This window comes from Streptomyces parvus (assembly GCF_032121415.1).
GTDB classification, from domain to species: domain Bacteria; phylum Actinomycetota; class Actinomycetes; order Streptomycetales; family Streptomycetaceae; genus Streptomyces; species Streptomyces globisporus_A.
The window spans coordinates 6446781-6467527 of sequence record NZ_CP135079.1 but is presented as its reverse complement, the minus strand read 5'-3'; the positions used below and the strand labels follow the sequence as shown (position 1 = coordinate 6467527).

At 69.8% G+C, this 20747-nt stretch carries 18 protein-coding genes and 3 pseudogenes; 18 read left to right on the top strand and 3 right to left on the bottom strand.

The features are described 5' to 3' along the window. Positions 1–283: 283 nt before the first annotated feature. Together RNL97_RS30065 and RNL97_RS30060 are read right to left on the bottom strand one after the other, a co-directional pair. A pseudogene (locus RNL97_RS30065) lies at positions 284–1555 on the bottom strand (IS110 family RNA-guided transposase); the annotation flags it as partial. Positions 1556–1889: 334 nt separating this feature from the next. Continuing rightward, entirely contained in the window at positions 1890–2636 is a 747-nt protein-coding gene (locus RNL97_RS30060; protein WP_151510106.1) for a DNA-methyltransferase, read from the bottom strand. A 580-nt stretch (positions 2637–3216) separates the two neighbouring features. Here RNL97_RS30060 and RNL97_RS30055 point away from each other — a divergent pair. The 10 genes from RNL97_RS30055 (at position 3217) to RNL97_RS30010 (ending at position 12765) form a co-directional block, all read left to right on the top strand. After that, on the top strand, positions 3217–4362 hold the full coding sequence (locus RNL97_RS30055) for a C40 family peptidase (RefSeq protein ID WP_151510107.1): 1146 nt from the start codon (positions 3217–3219) through the stop codon (positions 4360–4362). An 88-nt stretch (positions 4363–4450) separates the two neighbouring features. Continuing rightward, positions 4451–4759, top strand: a complete 309-nt coding sequence (locus RNL97_RS30050; protein ID WP_151510108.1) for a DUF6112 family protein — start codon at positions 4451–4453, stop codon at positions 4757–4759. After that, the gene (locus RNL97_RS30045) at positions 4759–5439 is read left to right on the top strand and encodes a hypothetical protein (RefSeq protein WP_151510109.1); all 681 of its coding nucleotides are present in this window, start codon (positions 4759–4761) and stop codon (positions 5437–5439) included. The genes RNL97_RS30050 and RNL97_RS30045 overlap by 1 nt, the downstream gene beginning before the upstream one ends. Positions 5440–5467: 28 nt before the next feature. Beyond that, positions 5468–6877, top strand: coding sequence for an SCO6881 family protein (locus RNL97_RS30040; protein WP_151510110.1), 1410 nt, complete (start codon positions 5468–5470; stop codon positions 6875–6877). A 131-nt stretch (positions 6878–7008) separates the two neighbouring features. Beyond that, complete coding sequence (locus RNL97_RS30035; RefSeq protein WP_151510111.1) at positions 7009–8475, top strand: SCO6880 family protein; 1467 nt, start codon at positions 7009–7011, stop codon at positions 8473–8475. Between the two features lie 25 nt (positions 8476–8500). Continuing rightward, complete coding sequence (locus RNL97_RS30030; protein ID WP_151510112.1) at positions 8501–8953, top strand: DUF6238 family protein; 453 nt, start codon at positions 8501–8503, stop codon at positions 8951–8953. A 26-nt stretch (positions 8954–8979) separates the two neighbouring features. Further along, positions 8980–10485 (top strand): ATP-binding protein, encoded by a 1506-nt coding sequence (locus tag RNL97_RS30025; protein ID WP_313751422.1) that lies wholly within the window; start codon positions 8980–8982, stop codon positions 10483–10485. A gap of 32 nt (positions 10486–10517) precedes the next feature. Further along, complete coding sequence (locus RNL97_RS30020) at positions 10518–11210, top strand: hypothetical protein (RefSeq protein WP_225994804.1); 693 nt, start codon at positions 10518–10520, stop codon at positions 11208–11210. 129 nt (positions 11211–11339) lie between these two features. Next, positions 11340–11903: a hypothetical protein gene (locus RNL97_RS30015; protein WP_313751421.1), complete on the top strand. Its 564-nt coding sequence runs from the start codon at positions 11340–11342 to the stop codon at positions 11901–11903. 97 nt (positions 11904–12000) lie between these two features. Further along, positions 12001–12765 (top strand): hypothetical protein, encoded by a 765-nt coding sequence (locus RNL97_RS30010; protein ID WP_151510114.1) that lies wholly within the window; start codon positions 12001–12003, stop codon positions 12763–12765. A gap of 283 nt (positions 12766–13048) precedes the next feature. Here RNL97_RS30010 and RNL97_RS30005 read toward each other — a convergent pair whose 3' ends face one another. Then, positions 13049–14029: a hypothetical protein gene (locus RNL97_RS30005; RefSeq protein WP_151510115.1), complete on the bottom strand. Its 981-nt coding sequence runs from the start codon at positions 14027–14029 to the stop codon at positions 13049–13051. Positions 14030–14148: 119 nt separating this feature from the next. Between RNL97_RS30005 and RNL97_RS30000 the strand changes: the two genes are divergently transcribed. From RNL97_RS30000 to RNL97_RS29965, 8 genes and pseudogenes are all read left to right on the top strand, one after another. Continuing rightward, positions 14149–14535, top strand: coding sequence for a hypothetical protein (locus RNL97_RS30000; RefSeq protein ID WP_151510116.1), 387 nt, complete (start codon positions 14149–14151; stop codon positions 14533–14535). Positions 14536–14693: 158 nt separating this feature from the next. Continuing rightward, positions 14694–15419, top strand: coding sequence for a hypothetical protein (locus RNL97_RS29995; RefSeq protein ID WP_151510117.1), 726 nt, complete (start codon positions 14694–14696; stop codon positions 15417–15419). Continuing rightward, a complete protein-coding gene (locus RNL97_RS29990; protein ID WP_313751420.1) occupies positions 15416–16174 on the top strand; it encodes a hypothetical protein in 759 nt (252 codons plus the stop codon). The genes RNL97_RS29995 and RNL97_RS29990 overlap by 4 nt, the downstream gene beginning before the upstream one ends. A gap of 94 nt (positions 16175–16268) precedes the next feature. Beyond that, positions 16269–18057 (top strand): annotated as a pseudogene (locus RNL97_RS29985) (type IV secretory system conjugative DNA transfer family protein). Then, positions 18054–18284, top strand: coding sequence for a hypothetical protein (locus tag RNL97_RS29980; RefSeq protein WP_151510119.1), 231 nt, complete (start codon positions 18054–18056; stop codon positions 18282–18284). The pseudogene RNL97_RS29985 and the gene RNL97_RS29980 overlap by 4 nt, the downstream one beginning before the upstream one ends. After that, the gene (locus RNL97_RS29975) at positions 18281–19453 is read left to right on the top strand and encodes a DnaB-like helicase N-terminal domain-containing protein (protein ID WP_192806638.1); all 1173 of its coding nucleotides are present in this window, start codon (positions 18281–18283) and stop codon (positions 19451–19453) included. Before RNL97_RS29980 ends, RNL97_RS29975 begins: the two co-directional genes overlap by 4 nt. After that, positions 19450–19716 (top strand): annotated as a pseudogene (locus RNL97_RS29970) (hypothetical protein); the annotation flags it as partial. The gene RNL97_RS29975 and the pseudogene RNL97_RS29970, both read left to right, overlap by 4 nt. A 43-nt stretch (positions 19717–19759) precedes the next feature. Next, positions 19760–20734 (top strand): DNA cytosine methyltransferase, encoded by a 975-nt coding sequence (locus RNL97_RS29965; RefSeq protein WP_264158803.1) that lies wholly within the window; start codon positions 19760–19762, stop codon positions 20732–20734. Positions 20735–20747: the final 13 nt, after the last annotated feature.

Sequence of the window (20747 nt, the reverse complement as noted above, 5' to 3'; positions counted from 1 at the left end):
CGCGCCGGACATTCTTCGTGCGCACTACGCACCGGATTCGCATTGCACGTAGGGAAGTTCACCTCATCCTGAAAAGAAGCGACAAAGCGGCCGGGGACCCACCACCTGGGCTAAGACGCCCGTGCCCATGAACGTGAAGTACAAGGAGACGGCGCGGGGCGGGCTCGCGGTGAACATCATCGAGTGTTAGGCAGATAGGCCCTGACCAGCGCGTTCGTATCTTTCAGCGCTGTCAGGGCCTTCCCTGCTTGCACGGCGGAAAGTCCCTGGAAACTCCCTGGGACAGACGTGAAAGTCCCTGGGATGTCCCTGCTTCGGAGGCTCCGGTCAGGTGGAAGCGCCGGCCGATCACCGTCTTGATCCGCGCGAGCGTCCATCGCTGGCCCTCCCAGCCGTGCGCGGCCGGCCTCCTGGCCAGCTCCGCCTCCAGCTGGGCGAACTGCTTCTCGCTCAGCCTCGGCAACAACGCAGGTCCCTGCGATCGCAGAGCCCGCGGGCCGCCCTCGCCCCACTTCGGGTCGTAGCGGACACTGACGAGCGCGGAGGTGCAAAAGACGCGCTGGAGTCTGCGGTGGTAGGTGACCGGCCGGTGGAGGTTGCCGCTGACCTTGCCCGAGTCGCGAGGTGCTGGGGCGACGCCGGCGAAGGCCGCCAGGGCGTCCGGGGAGTCGAACTCGTCCAGATCGCCGCCGACGGCGGCGAGAAACTCGGCACCGAGAGTCGCACCGATGCCGGGGACACTCAGGACGATGTCGGCGAGTTCGTGCTCGCGAAACCGGCCCTCGATGAGCTTGTCCATCTCGGAAATATGCGCGTTGAGGGCCATCACCTCCTCAGCCAGGGTATGGACCAGCTTTGCGATGGTCTTCTCCCCAGGCACGGCGGTGTGCTGGCGCACGGCGGCCTCGACCGCCGCTTCGGCCAAGTCCCTGGCGCTGCGGACCTTGCGGTTGGCCAGCCACTTCGTCAGCCGGGCGGCGCCGGCCCTGCGGATCGCAGATGGGGTCTGGTAGCCCGTCAGCAGCTGGAGCGGGCCGGTATTGGTCACGTCCAAGGCCCGCTCCAGGGCCGGGAACATGCTCAGCAAAGTGCCGCGCAGGCGGTTCACGACGCGGGTGCGGTCCTCAACCAGGTCAGACCGGCGCCCAGTCAGCAGCTTCAGCTCGATGGCTGCCTCGTCACTGGGACGGATGGGCCGCAGGTCGCGGCGCATCCGGGCCTGGTCGGCGATCACGTAGGCATCGCGGGCATCGGTCTTGCCCTCGCCGCGGTAGCCGTCGGACGCCCGGTTCACCAGTCGGCCGGGCATGTAGAGGACCTCTTGGCCGTTGCTGACCAGCAAGGCCAGCAACAGCGCGGGTTCCCCGCCGGTCATGTCGATCGCCCAGGTGACCTCACGCCCGTCGGCCAGGTCCAGGACATCCCCGACCAGCGTCAGCAGCTCGGGTTCGTCATTGGCGACCCGCCGCGACAGCAGTGTCTTGCCCTCCACGTCCAGGACAAGGCCGTGATGGTGGCCCTTGCCGACGTCGATCCCCGCCCATATCCGGCTCATCGCGCTCCTGACGTGCGTGTTCGTACTCTTCGTGCCACGAACGACCTCGCCGGCATTGCTCTACACAGCGACTTGTTCGCACTTCCTAATCGGCGGCCGAGTCGTCGTGGGGCGCTGAGCGACAAAGCCTCGATTGCCACGAGACGGCAGCGGCCTGAAAGCCACACCCAGCGCCCCTGGGTGACCCAACCCTACGAATGGCTCGATCAACCCGATCAAGAAGGTAGAGCGGCCTGACGCAACAGGAGGGGCGGCTGGTGCATCGGTTAGTCGATGCTCCAGCCGCCCCTTTGGCGTCTGCGGGCCGCCGGCCCCGGCCTCTCCGCTCTCACGCTCATGCCTCCGGTCCGGCCAGCTCGAAGTCCTCCTTCGTCAGTTCGGCCCGCAGCCGCTCCTCGGCGACGTCGGCGTAGTGCGCGGACAGCTCGACGCCCACGAAGCGGCGTCCCTCGCGCAGGGCCGCGACCCCGGTGGAGCCGCTGCCGGTGAAGGGATCGAGGACGGTGCCGCCCTCGGGGCAGACCTGGACGAGCTGCTGCATGACCTCGACTGGCTTCTGGGTGATGTGAACCCGGCCCTTGCGGGGCTGGGAGGCGATGTAGTGGCCCGGCAGGTAGAGGTCGCGGGTGTTGTCGAGGGAGCCCTTGACGCCCCAGATGATGAACTCCGAGTCCTGCTTCGGCCCGCCCTTGCGGGGCCGGCTGGACGGCTTGATCCACGGAATCGTGCCGCTCCAGGTCCACCCCGCCATCTGCAGTGCGTCGGAGGTGGTCGGCTCCTGTCGCCAGTCGGTGAAGACCATCGCGACCGCGTGCTCGGTCGAGGCCCGGTACGCCTCGGTGAGGAGGTCGGTGAGCCAGGAGCGGTAGGAGCGCTGGTCGCGGTTCTCGCCCGGGAAGTTGGCGAGGTCGTGCGCCGAGTTGCTCGTGACGTACTTGGCACGTGCGGTACGGCCGGTTCGATCGGAGCTGGTGCGGCCCCCGGAGTTGTACGGCGGATCGGTGATCACCGCCTGGACGCTCTCGTCCGGGAGGGACTTCAGGACGGTCAGGCCATCGCCTCGGTGCAGCGTGTAGCTCATGGGGAGGGCCTCTCTTCGGGCGCGGCGGAGTCTGGACCTGCTCCGGGCAGCGCTCAACGGCGTGCATCCGGTGCGAGGTTGCAGCGGAGGTTAACGGCGAATTCCGGCCGCGCCTAACGAGGTGGCTCCCTGCTCCGGACCCCTGGATGGCAGTCGCTTGGTGCGGCCGGAATCCCGGTCTACTGTCTCGCCGTGCCACCGGGAAGGAGCGCTGCTCCACCCCCGTTGAGCTGTGCTTATCCGTGCCGTCTCGTCCAATCGAGCAGCGTCGGTGGCATGTTGCCCATCTGTCCGCGAGCGCCGCGAGGAGGCCCCTGTGTATTGCCTGAGATTACGAACGCGGCCTGCTGCCGCGCTTGACCTGAAACCGGCGTCCTGGAGCTACCAACTCCTCTGACCCGGGCCCGCCGAGAGGCGGATGCACATCGGCGCGGTGCCGACGGCTTTGCACGAGAAGTCGGCACCGCGTCTCCTACGAACACCGAGGAGCCGCTGCGATGCAGCATGCCCTGACACACCCGCGCCCCGACCCACCTCCGTCGTCTGGTCCGCACCGCCGTCGCGCTGAACGGCGGCAGCAGTGAAGAAGACGACGGGAGCCCTCGTCGGTCTGTGCGCCACCGGACCACTCCTTCTGGCACTGCCGATCCTTGGCATCGGTACCGGGACCGCCTCGGCTTCGTGCTCGACCGACGGTGCACAAGGTGTGGACACCTCCGCCGTCGCCAAGCAGGTGAAGGCCATCCTGAACGGCGGCGACAAGAGCTCGGTCTCCGTGCCGGGCCTGGACGCGCCTGCCGACCAGGTGCCCAACGCCAAGACGATCCAGGCCACGGGCGTCGCGATGAACATCCCCGCCCGAGGGCAGGTCGTCGCCCTGGCGACCGCTCTGCAGGAGAGCGGCCTGCGGAACCTGACCTACGGCGACCGCGATTCGCTGGGTCTCTTCCAGCAGCGGCCGTCGATGGGCTGGGGCACGGCCAGCCAGATCCTCGACCCGGTGCACGCCTCGACGAAGTTCTACGAGGGGCTCAAGAAGGTTTCCGGCTGGCAGTCCCTCTCTGTCACCCAGGCCGCCCAGGCGGTGCAGAAGTCGGGCTTCCCCGAGGCGTACGCCAAATGGGAGCCACTGGCCACCGCCCTGCAGAAGGCCATCGAGCCCCTGCTGCAGAAGGCCGGCGGTGCATCGCCGAGCCCGTCGCCGTCCGGCTCTGCCGACACCGGCACCCCATCTCCCGATTCCGCTGGCGGTTGCTCGGCGGACGGCGACGGGACGGACTTCGGCACCATCCCGGCGGGCGCGCTGCCGGACGAGTACAAGATTCCCGCCTCCGCGCCGCGAGAGGTGCAGACGGCGATCCGGTGGGCGCTCGGCCAGCTCGGCACGCCGTATCAGTGGGGCGGCACCTGCACCGACTCCCACGGCGAGAACCCGATGGGCCGCTGCGACTGCTCCTCCCTGATGCAGGGCGCGTACAAGGCCGCCGGGGTCACCCTGACGCGGACCACGTACACGCAGGTCAAGGACGGCAAGGCCGTCTCGGTCGATGCCCTCAAGCCGGGCGACCTCCTCTTCACCGAGGGGACGGCCGCCGTACCGGAACACGTCGGGATGGCGATCGGCCAGGGACTGATCGTCCACGCCCCGCACACCGGTGACGTCGTACGGATCACCACCGTCGCGTCCTGGAAATCGCGGATTCTCGCGGCCCGCCGAGTCGTCTGACCGGCGCTCCTCCCCCTCCTCACCTCCCCTCGCACCGCTGGATCGCCCCACCGGGCTTTGACGTGCGCTCACTCGAACTGGAGTCCCCATGCATCTCGCTGAACAGGTCATACAGCTCGCCTACGACCCCGGAATCAAGCCGAACGAGGGAGGGCTACCTGGCCTCAACGTCCTCAAGCAGGTGATGGGCTCGATCAACCTCTTCGGGCTCATCGCCGTGGTCGGCGCCCTCGCCGTCAGCGCGGGCGTATGGGCCTGGGGTCACCACTCCGGTGGTCACCAGGCCGAGGCGAACGGGAAGAAGGGCGTGCTGGTCAGCGCGGGCGCGGCCCTTCTGCTCGGTGCGGCCAACGGTGTCGTGGCGTTCTTCTCGACGCTCGGGACGCAGGTCCACTGATGGCTCAGCACTCCACCCACCCCGGCGGCGCATCTCGCGTGCGCCGCCGGGCGCTGCTCGGCACTGCCGTCCTGGCGGTGCTCGTCGCCCTCGCCGGCCTGGCCGCTTACCTCACCCGCGAGGGCCGAAGCCCCTCCGATACTCCGGCGCCACCGCCGAGTTCGCCGACGGCGTCCTCGTCGTCCGAGGCACCGTCCGGGCCTCACACCCGGCCCCGCGCTCTCCCCGTTCCGCCGAAAACCCACGACCCGATCACGTACGGGAAGGCCGCCGCAGCAGCGCTGTGGTCGTACGACACCCGCGCGTACTTGCAGCCCGAGCTGCGCAAGGCGCTGCGCGGCTGGCTGACCACGGAGTCGAAGTACGCCGATCCGGCCTCCGTCGACCAGGCGGTCCCCTCGGCGGTGCTGTGGAGGGAGATGGCCGCCAACAAGCAGGTCGCCACCGCCAAGATCAACGAGGGGCACTTCCCGCACGCCTTCACCCAGGCCCTCCAGGACGACCCCGGGGCGATCACCCAGGCGTACGTCTACGCTGTCACGGTCTCCGGCAAGCAGTCGATTCGCTGGAAGGGCGCGTCCGCCGGCGGCGCGGAGAGCCGTTCCACCACCCTCGCGGTCCAGTGCCGACCCAACCACCCTTGCGCCCTGGTCGGCGTCATGCCGTCCGTCGCGCCCTGACCCTCGCCCCAGAACGGAGGTATGACCCATGGGAGTCTGCGACTTCCCGCTGATGGACAAGGTGTGCGGCGCCGTCGACTTCGCCACCAACCCCGCCGGCACCGTCACCGACGGCCTCGGCGCGTGGATCGCGAAGTCGGCGGGCGAGCTGGCGTCCAGCGCGGCCGACCTAGCCGCCAAAGCCGTCAACAAGACGACGGCCATCGACCTTAACACCGGGTGGTTCCGGGACAACTACGAGCTGTTGCTGCCCATCGGCCTCGCCCTGACCGTCGGCATCTTCTGCATCCAGCTCATGACCGCGGCCTGGCGCCGAGACGAACGTGCCCTCGCCAAGGCGGCGTTCGGCACCATGACCGGAGTCCTGTTCAGCTTCTCCGCCATCGCCTTCACCACCGTCGCCATCACCGTGGTCGACGCGCTGTCCGACGGCCTCTTCAAAGCCGCCAACACCTCGATCGACGACGCGATCCGCCGTGTGATCAAGGTTGACCAGATGGGGGCCATGTACGGCCTCGGCTGGGGTGTGCCCGCGCTGGTCGCCTTCGGGTGCGCGATCGGCGCCTTCCTCTACTGGGGCGTGATGGTCGCCCGCAAGGTCGGCGTCCTGATCATGGTCGCGCTCGCGGTGTTCGCCGGGGCCGGCGGCGGCTGGGAGGTCGCCAAGCGGTGGCGGCGCGGCTGGATCGAGGCCACCGGCACCCTGATCGTCTCCAAGCTGTTGATGACCGTGGTCTTCCTGATCGGCGTCTCCGCCATGGGCAAGACCGACGCCAGCGACGGAATGGCGGCCCTGTCCGACGCGATGGCCGGCATCGTCGTGATGGTCTTGGTGTTGCTCTGCCCCTACGCGACGTACAAGTTCGTCCACTGGGCCAGCGACGGCGGCGGCCACGACGACATGCACCGCACCGGTGTCGCCGGCATGGCGGTCGCCGCAGGAGCCGCAAAGACCGCAGGCAGCCTCGCGCTGCGGGCCGGTACCGGCGCCCCCGCTCCGCAGGGTCCGAACCAGGTCCCGGGCGCGGGCACCGATGGCGTCGCCTCCGGCATCAACCCCTCCGGCGGCAACCTCAGCAAGGAGGGCATCGACGCCGGGCCGCCCAAGCAGCAGACCCGCTTCCGGTACGGCGAAGACCCGGACGCGAGCGGCGACAAGGGCCGGGCTCTGATCCAGCGCCCCGGGATCCCGCCACTGATCACACGTCCTGGCGAGGACGAACCGGAAGGGTCCGAATCGACTGCCCAAGGCGTTGCGGGCGGCTCCGGTCACCTCGCAGCCGCATCGGCTCCGGGCGGCGACATGACCTCCATGCCGCCAGCCGACCCCGGACCTTCGGCCTCGGGCACTCCGGCGTCCGCGTCCGGACCGTCGGCCACCGGCTCCGCGACGCCGACGAACTGGGTGTATCCCACCCAGCCGCCGTCGGGTTCCTGACCCACATCCCCGGGGGCGGGCCGCACTCCACGGCCCGCCCCCGCCCCCCACCAGCAGGAAGGTTGCGCCATGACGTCCAGAAGAGCGCCGCGCGCCCCGTCCTCCGCCCGCTCCCACCGTCTGGAACCACCATGTCCGGCAAGCACCAGTCCTCCACGCCCACCGTGAAGTTCCCGCACCGCAGCAGGCGCGGCGTCCTGCTCGGCCTGACCGTCCCGCAGTTGGTCGTCGCCGGGCTCACCGGCCTTCTCCTTCTCGCCGTGATCCTCGCCCGCGGTGTGGTCGGCGCCCTCCAGCTCATCCCGCTGTGGGCCGTGATCGCCCTGCTCGTCTTCGTCCGCCACCGAGGCCGTGCTCTGGCGGACTGGGCCCCGATCGTCGTCCGGTACGCGCTGCGCCGGATGCGAGGCCAGCTCGTCTGGCTCACCCGGCCCTCCCGCCGGCCGACCCGCGAGGGACTACTCCACCTCCCCGGCACCGCTGCCAGCCTGCGCGTGACCACTGCTCCCGACGGCAAGTACGGCGCCGTCCACAACCCGCACACCGGGACGCTGACCGCGGTGGTCAAGGTCTCCTCCCTCGCCTACGCCCTGCTCGACCCCGGCACCCAGCAGGCCAACGTCGGCGGCTGGGGACGCGCGCTGGCAGCTCTCGCCCGTACCGGGCGGATCGCCCGCATCCAGGTGATCGAGCGCACCATCCCCGACTCCGGTGACGCGCTGCGCCGCTACTGGGAAGAGCACGGCCGACCCGACACCCCGATGGCCGGCGCGATCTACAACGAGCTGATCCAGAGCGCCGGTCCCGCGGCCGCCCCGCACGAGGCGTACGTCGCGGTGTCCCTGGACACCAAGGCGGCCCGTCGGCTGATCAACCAGGCTGGCGGTGGTCTCACCGGTGCCTTCAGCGTCCTCGCCCAGCTCACCTCCACGTTCGACCAGGCGGCGCGGACCGCGGGTCTCACCCCGACGGGCTGGCTCACCGCACGCGAGATCGCCGCCGTGGTGCGCACCTCCTACGACCCGAAGGCGCTGGCGACACTCGACCGCTGGTCCACGGCCGGTCGCCCCGAGGCCGAGCCCGCCGCCGCCGGCCCTGTCGTGGTCGTCGAGAAGGCGGACCACATCGCCACCGACACCGCCGTGCACGCCACCTACTGGGTGGAGAACTGGCCGCGCACCGAGACCAGCGCCGGCTTCCTACACCAGCTCCTGTTCACCGGCGGCGTCCGGCGCACGCTGTCGCTCTCCTACGAGCCGAAGAACCTCGACGCCGCCCTGCGCGACGTGCAGCGCAAGAAGTCCAGCGTGATCGCCGACGCCGCCGAACGCGCCCGGCGCGGCCAGGTCGACTCCGAGGCCGACTCGATCGAGTACCAGGACATCAAGTCCCGCGAACGCCAGCTCATCGCCGGGCACGCCGACGTCGCCCTGACCGGTCTGCTGACCGTCTCGGCCGACACCGAGGACGAGCTGCGCGCCGCCTGCGCCGTCGTGGAGACCGCCGCGGTCGGCGCCCAGCTCGACCTCCGGCCGCTGACCTGGCAGCAGGCCGAGGCATTCACCGCCGCCGCCCTGCCGCTCGCGCTCGCTGCCTGACCCTTCCCTTCGAAAGAGCACCCTCATGTCCCGCACCGCCAGCCCGACCGCGCAGGACTTCGTGCCCTTCGCCACCGCCGCGCTCGACTTCCACCGGGCGCTCAACATCCCGGGCGGCCCGCTGGTCACCAGCCGGGCCGAGCTGGACGCCCTGCACGCCCACCTCGTCGCGCTGTACGGGCTGCTCGACGCCCACACCGGTCGCACCGGGCAGCTTGTCGCGGTCGAGGGCGACCAGCTCCGTACCGCCCGCACCCGCATCTGGCAGGCCGCCGAGCACCTCCACGCCGCCTACCACGCGGCGCCCCGGCCGGACTCCGGCGAGATCCCCGCACCGGAGGCGTGCCAGGCCGGCCTTCCGGAGGGAGCACCGGGACTGACCATCTGCCAGCGCCACCAGCGCACCGCTCATCTCGTCCGGCGGCGCACCACTCCGGCCGACCTGCACGCCCCGTTCACCGGCCTCGTCCGCCGCTGACCCACCCCTCATCTGGAGAAACGCTCATGCCCCGTACCCGCGCCAGTGCTTCCCCTCTGTTCGTGCCCCGTAAGACGACACGCGCCGAACAGCGGGCCGCCCGATCAGGGTTCGCCGAAGCCCGCCGCCAGGCATGTCTCGCCGGAAACCCGCCCAAGCACCGCGCCGAGCAGACCCTCGACCCGGGTCTGCGGCCTACCTACCCGCTCGCCGGTCGCCCCGGTCCGGCCTCCGCCCGCGGCGGCAAGCTCGCCCTGCCCGCCCACCGGATGACCACCGCCACAGCCAGCGGCGCGTACCCGTTCGTGGCCGAGGGCGGCCTGGGCGCCGAAGGGGTGTTCATCGGCCGCGATGTGCACGCGGAGGCGGCCTTCTGCTTCGACCCATTCTCGCTCTACAACAACGGCAGGGTGGAGGGCTTCACCAACCCCAACGCGGTCCTGGCCGGGATCATCGGCATGGGTAAGTCGGCGCTGGCGAAGTCGATCGCCACCCGGTCGATCGCCCACGGCTACCGGATCTACATCCCCTGCGATCCCAAGGGGGAGTGGACCGGTGTCTCGCAGGCCCTCGGCGGATACAGCATCGCCCTGGGCCCGGGGCTCCCTGGACGGTTGAATCCGCTGGACGCCCCGGCTCGCCCCGCCTCCGTGAGCGAGGAGGACTGGTTCACGGAGGTTCGCAAGCGCCGTCTGCTGCTGCTGGCCAGCCTCGCCCGCACCGTGCTGAAGCGCGACCTGCTGCCGATGGAGCACACCGCCCTCGACCTGGCCCTGGATCTGGTCGTCGCTGACGCCGTCGCCCGGGGCACGGTGCCGCTGCTCGGCGAGATCGCGCACGTACTCGGCTCCCCCGAACGCCTCGACCAGGCCCTCGGCCGCCAGGCTGGGCACCTCGGTTCAGCCGCCCAGGACCTCGCCCATGCCTTGCGACGTCTCGTGCACGGCGACTTGAGCGGCATGTTCGACGCGCCGAGCACCGTGTCGTTCGACCCGACCACACCGATGCTGTCCATCGATCTCTCCCGTCTCGGCGGCTCCGGTGATGACACGGCACTGGTGCTCGCGATGACGTGCGCGAGCGCGTGGATGGAGTCAGCCCTCAGTGATCCCGATGGCGGTCGGCGCTGGGTGATCTACGACGAGGCGTGGCGGCTGATGCGGCACGTCGGGCTGCTGGAGCGGATGCAGAGCCAGTGGAAGCTCTCTCGAGGGCTGGGCATCGCGAACCTGATGGTGATCCACCGTCTCAGCGATTTGCTCTCGGCGGGCGACGCCGGTTCACGCGGCCGAGTCCTGGCCGAGGGGCTCCTCGCGGACTGCAGCACGCGCATCATCTACCGCCAGGAGCCCGACCAGCTCGCCGCCGCTGCATCTCTGCTCGGCCTGACCGGCGTCGAGACCCAGGCGGTGTCCTCCCTGACCAAGGGCCGAGGTCTGTGGAAGGTCGCCGGCCGCTCGTTCATCACCCAGCACATCCTCCACCCGGCTGAGCGGGAGCTGTTCGACACAGACGCCCGCATGGCCGCCTAGCCCAACGACCGGCACAGCAACGGGAATCGATCATGTCTGCTTCTTCCACTCCTTCCTCCGGTGACAACGAGCCGTCGCAGGCCACCGACCCTTTGGCGTGGCGACGGCACCTCCCGGCACTGGCCTCGGCCGCCGCCGGGATCAACGAGGCGTGCGACGCCTGGGACGCGGTTTCGGACTCGCTCTGCGACGCGGACGGCTGGCCGCTGGACGACAAGGTCTACGGGGACGGGAAGGTCAAGCGGGACGCCGAAGCGTGGAAGCACGCCGAGGTGTTCCTCGACCACGGACCCGAGGTGCTGGCCGGGGTCCGCGCCGCCGCCGGCCCCGACTACGTCGAGGGGCCGATCAGTGACGACCTCCGTCGGATACGCGGGATCGACACCATCCTGCTCCGGGCGGAGGAGCTGCGGCACGAATGGGACGGCGTCATGGCGCTTATGGACGGTTCGCAGCCGAGCGTGCTCCACCTCTACCAGGAGCGTGCCGAGGAGCACCGCAACACCGAAGGCTGGCACTACTCACACGAACTCGGCTCCAAGGGACCGGCGTTGGTTCGCGTCGGTGAATATCTAGCTCACCGAGCGGACACCGAACGGCCGGCGCAGACCGAGCGGGCTCGCGTCGCCCTGACCCGCTCGACGCACAACACCCCTGCCGTATCAGCCCCTTCGCCCCAGGTCCCGCCGGCATCGCATCCGCCGACTCCCGGTCGCTCGCGGTGATCCCTAGCACGCAGTCACGGCAGCGCCAAACTGCCCGATCACCGGATCCTCATGGACCACCGCACTCCTTCAAGCTCCACGCCCCGTCGGCTCCCGCCGTGCGGCGGGACGTTCGCAACGGAGAACTCCATGCACCACGAAACCTCGCCCCCGACCGCCACATCCGATCCGCGTCACATTCAGGCCGCCCTCTGTTCCGCGCTCGGGCAGCGCGGCCTGGAGGGCACCGTCGAGTACGGCCTCAGCGACTACATCGTCCACGCCGAGCTTCCCGACGGCAGTTCGCTGATCATCTCGCCCCCGCAGGAGCCGCCCTCCGAGCACCCCGAGTCCCCGGAAAGCTGGATGGTCACCCGCCACCGGTCCGTCGAGCCTGCCATCTACGAGGTGATCTACGACTCCCAGCCGGACGGTCCGCATGCGCGCCACGGCGGCAGCGTGCCGGATCTCCTCTCCGCTGTCGACGCCCGCCTGGACCAGCTTGGCGTACCGACACGCCAGGAGCAGGAACGTTCCGGCGAGGCGCGCGCCGCCACCGTGCTCCCGCCCGACCCCGCTCCATCCCGGGCGAGGGTCGCTCTCGCCTCCTCGCCGTCGGTCGGCCAACGCGTGCTCCCGACCGGTCCGCCGCCGGAGTCTTCCGCGCGGGCCGCGCCGCCGCCGGCCAGTTCCTCATCCGCTCCCCGGCTCTGACCGACCGCGATCCAGGAGTCCTCCGTGCACCGCACCCTCAGAACTGATCCGCCCGTCGCCCGCACCTGCAACCGCACCCGCCTCGGATGGGTCTGCCATGCCCAGCCACTACGACGTGCTGCCCGACCTGGCCTTCGGCCACCACCCCGTCCACGGCATCGTCGCCGCGAACCCGAAGAACCTCGCGGCCAGCACCTGGATGCTCAAGGGATTCGACTTCCATCCCGTCCCCGACCAGCCGACGTTGTACGCGCTGGCCGACCAGAACCGTGACGGACACGGCCGTACGAGCCGGGCCATCGAGCTGCTGCGCAAGGCCGGCTACCAGGTCGATGTGGACGTCGCACTTCACCCTGCACCGGCGCCCGACACGGCACAGGTACGCGGCCGCGGCCCGCTCGGTGAACCAGACGTCGCCTTCGCCGATCACCCGCAGCTCGGCATCGTCGCAGCCCTCGACGACAGTGTCTCCGGCCTCATCGGGCTCGCGCTGGTGGAGGACGGCTGGCAGCACAACTCGAGCCTGGACATCTACACGCTCCCCGCGACCACCGATCGCGTCGAGGCGCTGGGGAAAGTCGCCGACGCCACGGTGGCCCTGCACCGTTCGGGGCTCCAGGTCGCAGTGCAGCCCCGCCTCGCCCAAGAGGTGACGGCTCGGCCCGGCCCTGCTGCCACGCCGGCGGTCGGCCGTGAGCGCGGCCGTGGTCCCGCTCGCGCCTCTCCGTTGAGCGCCGCCGCGCTCGCCGGCAGCCCGGCCCGCGCCGGTATCCCGGGCAGGGCGCCGGTCCCCGCCTCCGCCGTCACCACACCGGCGGTCCGGCCGGTTGACCCCCGCATCGCGTACTCCCGCGACCGCTGATCCAACTCCTCAAGGAGGCCCTTCCATGGCCGTGAAGACGATCTGGCCTATCGACCACACCTCCGGTCACCATGCCGACCGCGACGGTATCCCGTGGCGGTCAGGAGTGACTGCCTGCAGCCGTCACATCGTCGATCCGGGCGGCGCCTCATACAGGAATCTAAATTCAGTGAGGCCGCCGCTATCCGAGCTTTCGTTGCCCTCGAACCTGCCGCCTGATTGAGATCGAAAAGGATCATTGTGCGACCCGTAATCACGATCGCTTCACGCGCTTGATCGGCCACTACTCCATCTCCGTGTCGAAGAATTTAATGACCGACGTAACTAGCATGAGCCCCATCACCGCGTTGATCCGGCTGTACTGGGCGCGCGAGACGGCGTGCGTGGTCGGGTGCCTGCCAAAGGTGCGGGGGATCGGGTCGCCGTCTTCCGTCTTGTACTTAGCGTGCGCACACCACACTGGTGCAAATGTGAAGGCAGCTCGGATCTTGTAATCGTCCAGGTTGAAACGAACACCGTTCTTCTTGAAGTTGTTACGTGTTACCTCAAGCCGAGCCGCGTTATCGAAGTTGCTTCGCAGAACGCTGTCGAGAAGGTTTCCGGCAAGAGCCTGCGCCGGTGCCGTGTGCCCCTCGTGGAGTGCCCGCACACAATCGAGCCCGAACTTCTTGGAGTCCTGCAAGCTGGGGTGAGTCACGTCGCTCAGCACCGTCTCGCAGTCAGTGACTATGCCCTTCCAGCGACGGCTGATGATGCGCCGCCGTTCTGCGGCCGTGGAGGCGTCCAAGAGGGCCTGAATGACCTTCGGACCGGGAACCCACATCAAGGCGATGCCCTCATCAATCAAGAGGGACTCGAACTCATCAACACCCGGACGACTTACACCCTCCCAGTTTTCCGGGAAGATGCGCGACTGAAAGTCTCTGATCGACTCAAAGATGCGCTCCCACTGCGGTGCATACGAGCGGTTGACCGACTCAATCAGCGTGCGTAGAGAGCTGTTGAAGGTGTACATCCCCTGCAACTGCTTCTGAAGCTGCGATACCTGGGCAGCCAACGGCGGCACGATCGTTGGGAAGTTCTTCGCTAGGTTCAGCCTGACAGCGGCCGACTCCTGAAGCATCCTGCCGATTGGCGGGAGCATGTTCCTTGCCCAGTTCTGCTGCCACTTGATGAGTGGGTCCATGGAACCCCGGAAGCGCTCAAGCTCCTTGTCCAGGTCCTCATCATCGGAGCCCCCATCAGGCTCGTGCTCGTCGTTCATGGCGTCATGCTGCCACTGCCCCGCCCGTTGGTCGACGGATTTCTTCCACATGTGCTGCTTTCCGCCGGGAGGACGTTGACGCACCGCCCACGGCGCTCCTGTCGCCCCGTCCGGATGAAATGCAGATAAACACGGACTGCTGGCGTGCCTCGAACGAGGGCGACGAGCAGGACAAGGCCGCCTGGCTCAAGGCGAAGCGCGCCGAGGAGCAAACGGCGTCCGAAGCCTGGTCCGAGCAGTACCGGATGCCTCCTCTGGAGGGGACCGAGCGGGCCGTTCCCTGGGGCGTGCGCTGTCGTCACCAGATCCTTACCAACGGCTACACCGCACTCGTCACCGGAGGCACGACCAGCGAAGCGGAGTGGGCGGAGATCGAGGAGAACGCTCGTACGGTGACCCGCGCCGGGTGGTGGATAGACCAGAGGTCGTCCGAGCCCGAGGACCTCGCCGAACTGCTCCGAGCCGCCACCGGGGCCGACCGGCCGACAGGAAATTTCTTCTTCTGACCGACCGGGTGCCCTGCTGCGGCGGTGCACCCGGCTGACCGCCACCGTGCGGCCTCTACCAGCGATTCTCGGCCGGACCAAAACCCGGATCTGCCGGACGCTCTGCCCACTGGCCCAACTCCAACGGGTCCTTCGCTCCCTCTGCCCCGGAGACTTCCGTGCCTACCTCGATCACCATCACGTCCGAGTCCAGCGGCAGCGTCGTTGCCAAGGGCGCTACCGATGACCTCTCCGCGCAGCTCCTCCGCCACGCCGGTTTCAAGCAGATCGACGACTGGCACGGCCGACGCCATCGCCTGCCCACCACAACTCCGCTCGCCGACCAGGTCGCCATCGCCACCCATGCGGCCGAGATGCTTCGAGCCGCTCGATATGACGTCACCCTTCCGCCGTCCCTCGACACGGCCCGGATGAGCCCTCCGGTGCATGCGCTGGGGCCCTACGCCGCCGGAGCTGAGCTCCTCAGCATCACGGACCAGATCCGTGCGGCCGAAGACGGAGCCAGCCTTCAGCGGGCAGTCGACCACCTCCTTCACCCCGAGCACGGTGCTCTGGAGCGTGTCCGGGAGGCGCTGGAAGCAGCGGGAGAACAGGTCAACGACCTGGACGACGACGCGTATGCGCTCGGCGACCGGTTCGGCTTCGCCTCGGAGTTCGTCAGCTCAGCCCAGTCCGAACTCGTCGACTCCGATGCCGAACTACGCCGCGTCGGCACCGCTTCGACGAGCTACTCCCCAGCACGGACCGTCCGTGATCACCGTGGTGCCGCTCTCGCCACTTCTCCTGCGGCGAACCAGGCCAAGGTCTCCTCGGCGTCCAGTTCCCCGCCGGCGCCTTGCTCTGCGACGGGTCACCCGCCGCGCGCCTCAACCCCCCGACGGTGACCCCGGCCGCCCTCTCCGCCGTCGGCCTCCAGTACGTCGCGCCCCCGCTCGACTCACCCGTCAAAGACCACTCACCCGAAGAGGCAACCGTGCCCGAGTACTACTCCAGCATCGGCGAGGCCGTCGGTGCGGCCATGCAGCACAACATCCGGCTCGCCCACCGCAGCGCGGCACCGGGCTCCGACAAGCCGCTGCAGGTCAGGCACCTGCCCAACGCTTCCGCCGATCCGTACTCGGTCCGCGGAATGATCTCTCGCCTCCACGAGGACGCCTCGCCCGATGAGGTGGCGGGCATCATTGCGGAGGTCAACGGCGCACTGGTCGGGGCTCTGCCCGAGCTGACCGAACTCGTCGCCTCTGCCGCCGACTGGATTCGCGCCCGTCTCGACTTCGACGACCCGCATCACCATCCGACTTTCGAGACGTGGACACGACTGGCCGCCGCGTACGGAATGCTCCAGGACGTCCGTGAGCAGTTGGAAGTCGCCGAGGACGGTCTCGCCGACTGTCCCGCAGAGCGCACGGACCCCCGGCACCACCAGATGGTCAACGTCTTGCGCAGCCGGGAGTTGCTCGACGATGTCCTCGGTGCCGAGGCTGCTCCTGTGCCGTCCGCTGCCCGGAACGTCGATTCAGACCGGCAGCGGGCGGCCCGCGCCTCCTCGCCGCGCGCCGGAACATCGCCGTCGACTGGCAGTCCGCCGGCCACCGCAGCACCTCCGCCCGCGCCTCGTTCTGCTGGCCGACCCCGCTGAAACGTTCCGCTTCGGACTTCCAGGAGTACCCCCATGAGCTGCACGAGAGCTGAGCGCGCCCCGCCCCGCCCGCTCGCACACACAAGGAACCGCCGTGCCTTCCCCGCGCACCAGCGCGCCCTCGACCACCACCGGGTCGGACGCGCTCCTCTACCTGCTGTTCGGCGTCCTCGGCGCCGTCATGGCTTTCGGCTCTGTCGCCTGGCTGACCGGAAATCTCACCAATACCGCTGTCGGGAGCGGGACATGGGCCCCCTTCCACGTCACGGACGCGCTGCTGCACCCGGAGGTGCTGTGGCCAGCCTTGAGCACCAACATGCTGATGGTCGGCGCCCGCGTCGTCCCCGCCCTGTTCACTGTTGCCCTGGTCGTCACCGCTGCGGTGCTGTGGATGCGCTGGCGTGCCGGGTCCAAGTCCGGCCTCGCCCGCAAGGCGGACCTGGCGCCGCTGCTGGACAAGGAGATCGTCGCCAAGGCGAAGAGCCTGCGCCCGAGCCTGGGCGGCCGGGAGAGTAAAAGAGGTCCTGCCCGCTGACCGTGGCATCCTGCTCGGCACCCTCGATCCCGGTCGTGCGGAGGTCCGCGCGTCCTGGGAGGACGTGATCGTCGCGATCATGGCCCCGCGTTCCGGCAAGACGTCCGGGCTGGCGATCCCCGCGATCCTCTCGGCGCCGGGCCCGGTCCTGCTCACCAGCAACAAAGCCGCGAACGATGCCTTCACCACCACGGTGGACGCCCGTGCCGAGGTCGGCACGATCTGGACCCTCGATCCGCAGCAGATCGCCCATCACCCGCGCGAGATGTGGTGGGACATCCTGGCCGACGCCCGCGATCTCGCCGGGGCGAAGAGGTTGGCGGGGCACTTCGTGACGGCGAGCGTGGACGAGTCCAGCGGCTCCGACTTCTGGTCCACCGCCGCGAGCAACACCCTCGGCGCCCTCTTCCTCGCCGCCGCGTCCCACCGGCGGCCGATCACCGACGTCCTGGCCTGGCTCGCGATGCCGGCCGACCGCACCCCGGTGGACCTGCTCACCGACGCCGGCCACCATGCCGTCGCCGCCCAACTCCAGGGCACCGTCTCCGGCGCGACCGAAACGCGCGACGGCATCTATGAGACCGCGAGGCAGTACGCGAGCTGCCTGCTCGACCCGGACGTCGCCGCCTGGGTCACCCCGAACGACGACCTCCCCGAGTTCCAGCCGTTCGCCTTCGCCACGTCCCGCGACACCCTGTACCTGCTGAGCAAGGACGGCGGCGGCAGTGCGTCCGCGATCATCGCGGCGGCGGCCGACGCCGTGATGCGCGCGGCCGTGATCGTCGCCGAGCGCTCCGGCGGGCGACTCGACCCGCCCGCCCTGTGCGTCCTCGACGAGGCGGCGAACGTCTGCCGCATCTCGGATCTCCCTGATCTCTACAGCCACCTGGGCAGCCGAGGCGTCATCCCGATGACGATCCTGCAGTCCTACCGTCAGGGCCAGCGTTGCTGGGGCGAGGCCGGTATGGACGCCCTGTACTCCGCCGCCACCATCAAGATCATCGGATCTGGCATCGATGACGCGGACTTCGCCGACCGGCTCAGCCGTCAGGTCGGCGATCACGACGTCCAGACCACCTCGGTGTCGACCAGCGAGGGCGGCAAGTCCACCTCGGTGAGCATGCGCACGGAGCGGATCCTTCCGCCGGACGCCATCCGCGCCCTGCCCAAGGGCAAGGTACTGCTGCTGGCCACCGGCATCCGGGTCGCCATGCTCAACCTCAAGCCCTGGTACAAGGAGCCCTCCGCCAAGGTGGTCGGCCCGGCTTCCGCTCGCGCCACGAAGGCCATCACCGAGCGTGCCCTCGCGAAGAGCATCGGCCAGGACGATCTTGGACTGTCGGCATGAGCGCGCCCACACCACAGCAGGGGCAGTTGGCCCACGCTCCGGTCGTCCTGCGCGGTGGCCGGTGGTGGCTTGACGGCGAGGCAGGCTCGGTTCCCGCCTCCGATCCCGCCTTCACTGCCGTCTTGGACGACTTCGCGCTGTCGATGGCCGCTGCCGATCAGGCAGTCGCCAACCTCCTCGTCCGGCAGGACAAGGCGTCCTGCGTTGATCCCGGAGGCCGGCGGTGAACCCGCTGATGAGTGCCGAGCAGGCGGTCCTCGGTGCCGCACTCCTCGAACCCGAGCAGCTCACGCACCTGGAGTGGCTCGCTGCGGACTACTTCTATCGGCCCGTCCACCAGGCGCTGTTCGCCGCGCTCCGCAAGCTGCGCAACGACGGGCATCCCGCGCTCTCGGCCGCTGGTCCGTTGCCGCTGTCGTGGGTGACCGACGCGGTCGAGGAGGCCGGACAGCACGTGCGCGGGCTGACCGCGGCGTACGCCCACACCCTGATCCAGGCGTGTCCCCGAACAGAGCACGCCCCCGTGTACGGACGCATGGTGCTGGAGGGGGCGATTCACCGCAACGTCGCCCAGCACGCGATCCGTCTCCACCAAGCGGCTCGGGCCGACGCCGTCCAGGGCGAGGTCGAGGGAGCCTTGCGCACGGCGGACGTCCTGACCGGCGTACTCACCGACCTTGCGCGACGCTGGGGAACCGACCCTCGACCGGTCCCACCTACCGCTGGGCCCTCTGCCGCCACGCACATCCCGCCTCCGGCGCAGAGCGGCCAGGTCGCCGAGGACGAGCGGTTCCTCTTGGCCGTCCTCGCCGAACAGCCGGGGGCCATGGGCGAGGTGGTGGCCTGGCTGCGGCCGGGAGACTTCGCCGACCCGACCCATGGGCAGCTCTACCGGTGCCTGGGCGCGCTGCACCACCGAGGCGAACCCATCGACCGGATCACCCTGCTCTGGGAGGCCCAGCGACGCGGTCTGCTGGCCGACGGCACTGTGTCGAGCGAGCAGCTGACCGCCGTCTGCGAAGGCATGGTCCCCGGCAGCGCTGACTGGTTCGGACAGCGGGTGATGCGCTCCTCCGTCACCCGCACCGCCGCCGCCTCCGCGCGAGCCATCCGGACCCTGGCCCAGGACGAGGCTCTGGGGCCCGGCCGGCTGATCAACCACGCCCTGCACGAACTCGGTCCGCTCGACGAGGTACGTGCCCGCTGGGCCACCGCGAACAGCAGTCCGGCTCCGAAGACCACGGCATCCGCTCCGTCGGCGGCCGAGCCGCCACCCGCCCGAGTGAAGGCCGCCCGCGCCCGCAGCACACCCCGCCCAGGCGCGTCACCCCCAGCCCCGGCCAGCCGTCTCCCCACGCTGTCAGCAGCCCGACCACCCTCGCGCGGCCACCCGTGAGGCCCCCTCCCCACCAGCCTCTTCTGCCCCTGGAACTCGCCTTGATCTACCCCATCTCCGCAGCCGCGCCGGACCTACGCGTCACGGCCCCGAGCCTCGCCACCCCGTTGATCGGGTCTCTCTGCTCGGGGTACGGCGGCCTCGACCTGGGTGTGCAGTCCGCGCTCGGCGGCACGCTCGCCTGGCATGCCGAGGTCGACCCGAACGCCTCACGCATCCTGGCCCGCCACTGGCCCGGCGTCCCGAACCTGGGCGATATCACCGCCGTCGACTGGTCCACCGTCCCCCGGGTGTGCGTCCTGACGGCTGGCTTCCCCTGTCAAAGACGTCTCGGTCGCCGGCCGCCGGGCCGGACTCAACGCCCAGACCCGCTCCGGGCTCTGGCTGCACGTCGCCCGTGCGGTCGCAGCCCTCCGACCCTGCCTGGTTGTGATCGAGAATGTGCGCGGCCTCCTCACCTCCCCCGCCGGTTCCCCTGGCGACGTGGAACCCTGTCCGTGGTGTCTGGGAGACACCGCAGGTCAGCCTGCTCTGCGGGCACTCGGTGCCGTACTCGGATCCCTGGCCGACCTCGGGTACGACGCGAAGTGGCTCGTGCTTCGCGCCTCCGACGTCGGGGCTCCGCACCGCCGCGAGCGGACCTTCCTCGCCGCTTGGCCCGCCGGGCACCCTGCTGAAGACGCCGACCAGCAACATCGGGAAGAACGGCGGCAGCCAGCATCCATCGAAGCGGAAGAGCGGGGGGCACGGTCCGAACCTGGCCGACGAGGTCGAGTGGCTGCTGCTGCCGACCCCGAAGGCGTCGGACGGAATCAAGGGCTCGCCGAACCAGCGGCACGGCAATGGCGACATGACCCTGCCCAGCGCGGCAGCTTCTCTGCTGCCGACGCCGAGGGCCAGCGACACGGGCACCCCGGGCCGCCGCCCCGGGAAGGGATGGCGGCCTCCCTTGTCGGCGGTGGTCCTGCCCCTCTGGGCGGAGGAGATACCGGAGGCGGGGACGCGGACCGGCGATGGGGAGCGTACGGATCCGCCATCACCCGATGGGAGAGCCTCACCCGCCCGGCCCCGGCCCCCACGGACGCGGCCGGTCGGCTCCGCGCGGACTTCGTGGAGTGGATGCAGGGCCTCGACGCCGGCTGGGTCACCGCGACTCCGGGGCTCGGCCGTCCGGCGCAGCTCACCGCGCTCGGCAACGGCGTCGTCCCACAACAGGCTGAGCGCGCCTTGCAGTTGCTGGCACCACCCTTCCTCCGCTGTCCCCGCTGCGCCGACCGATAGCGCTCCACTACCG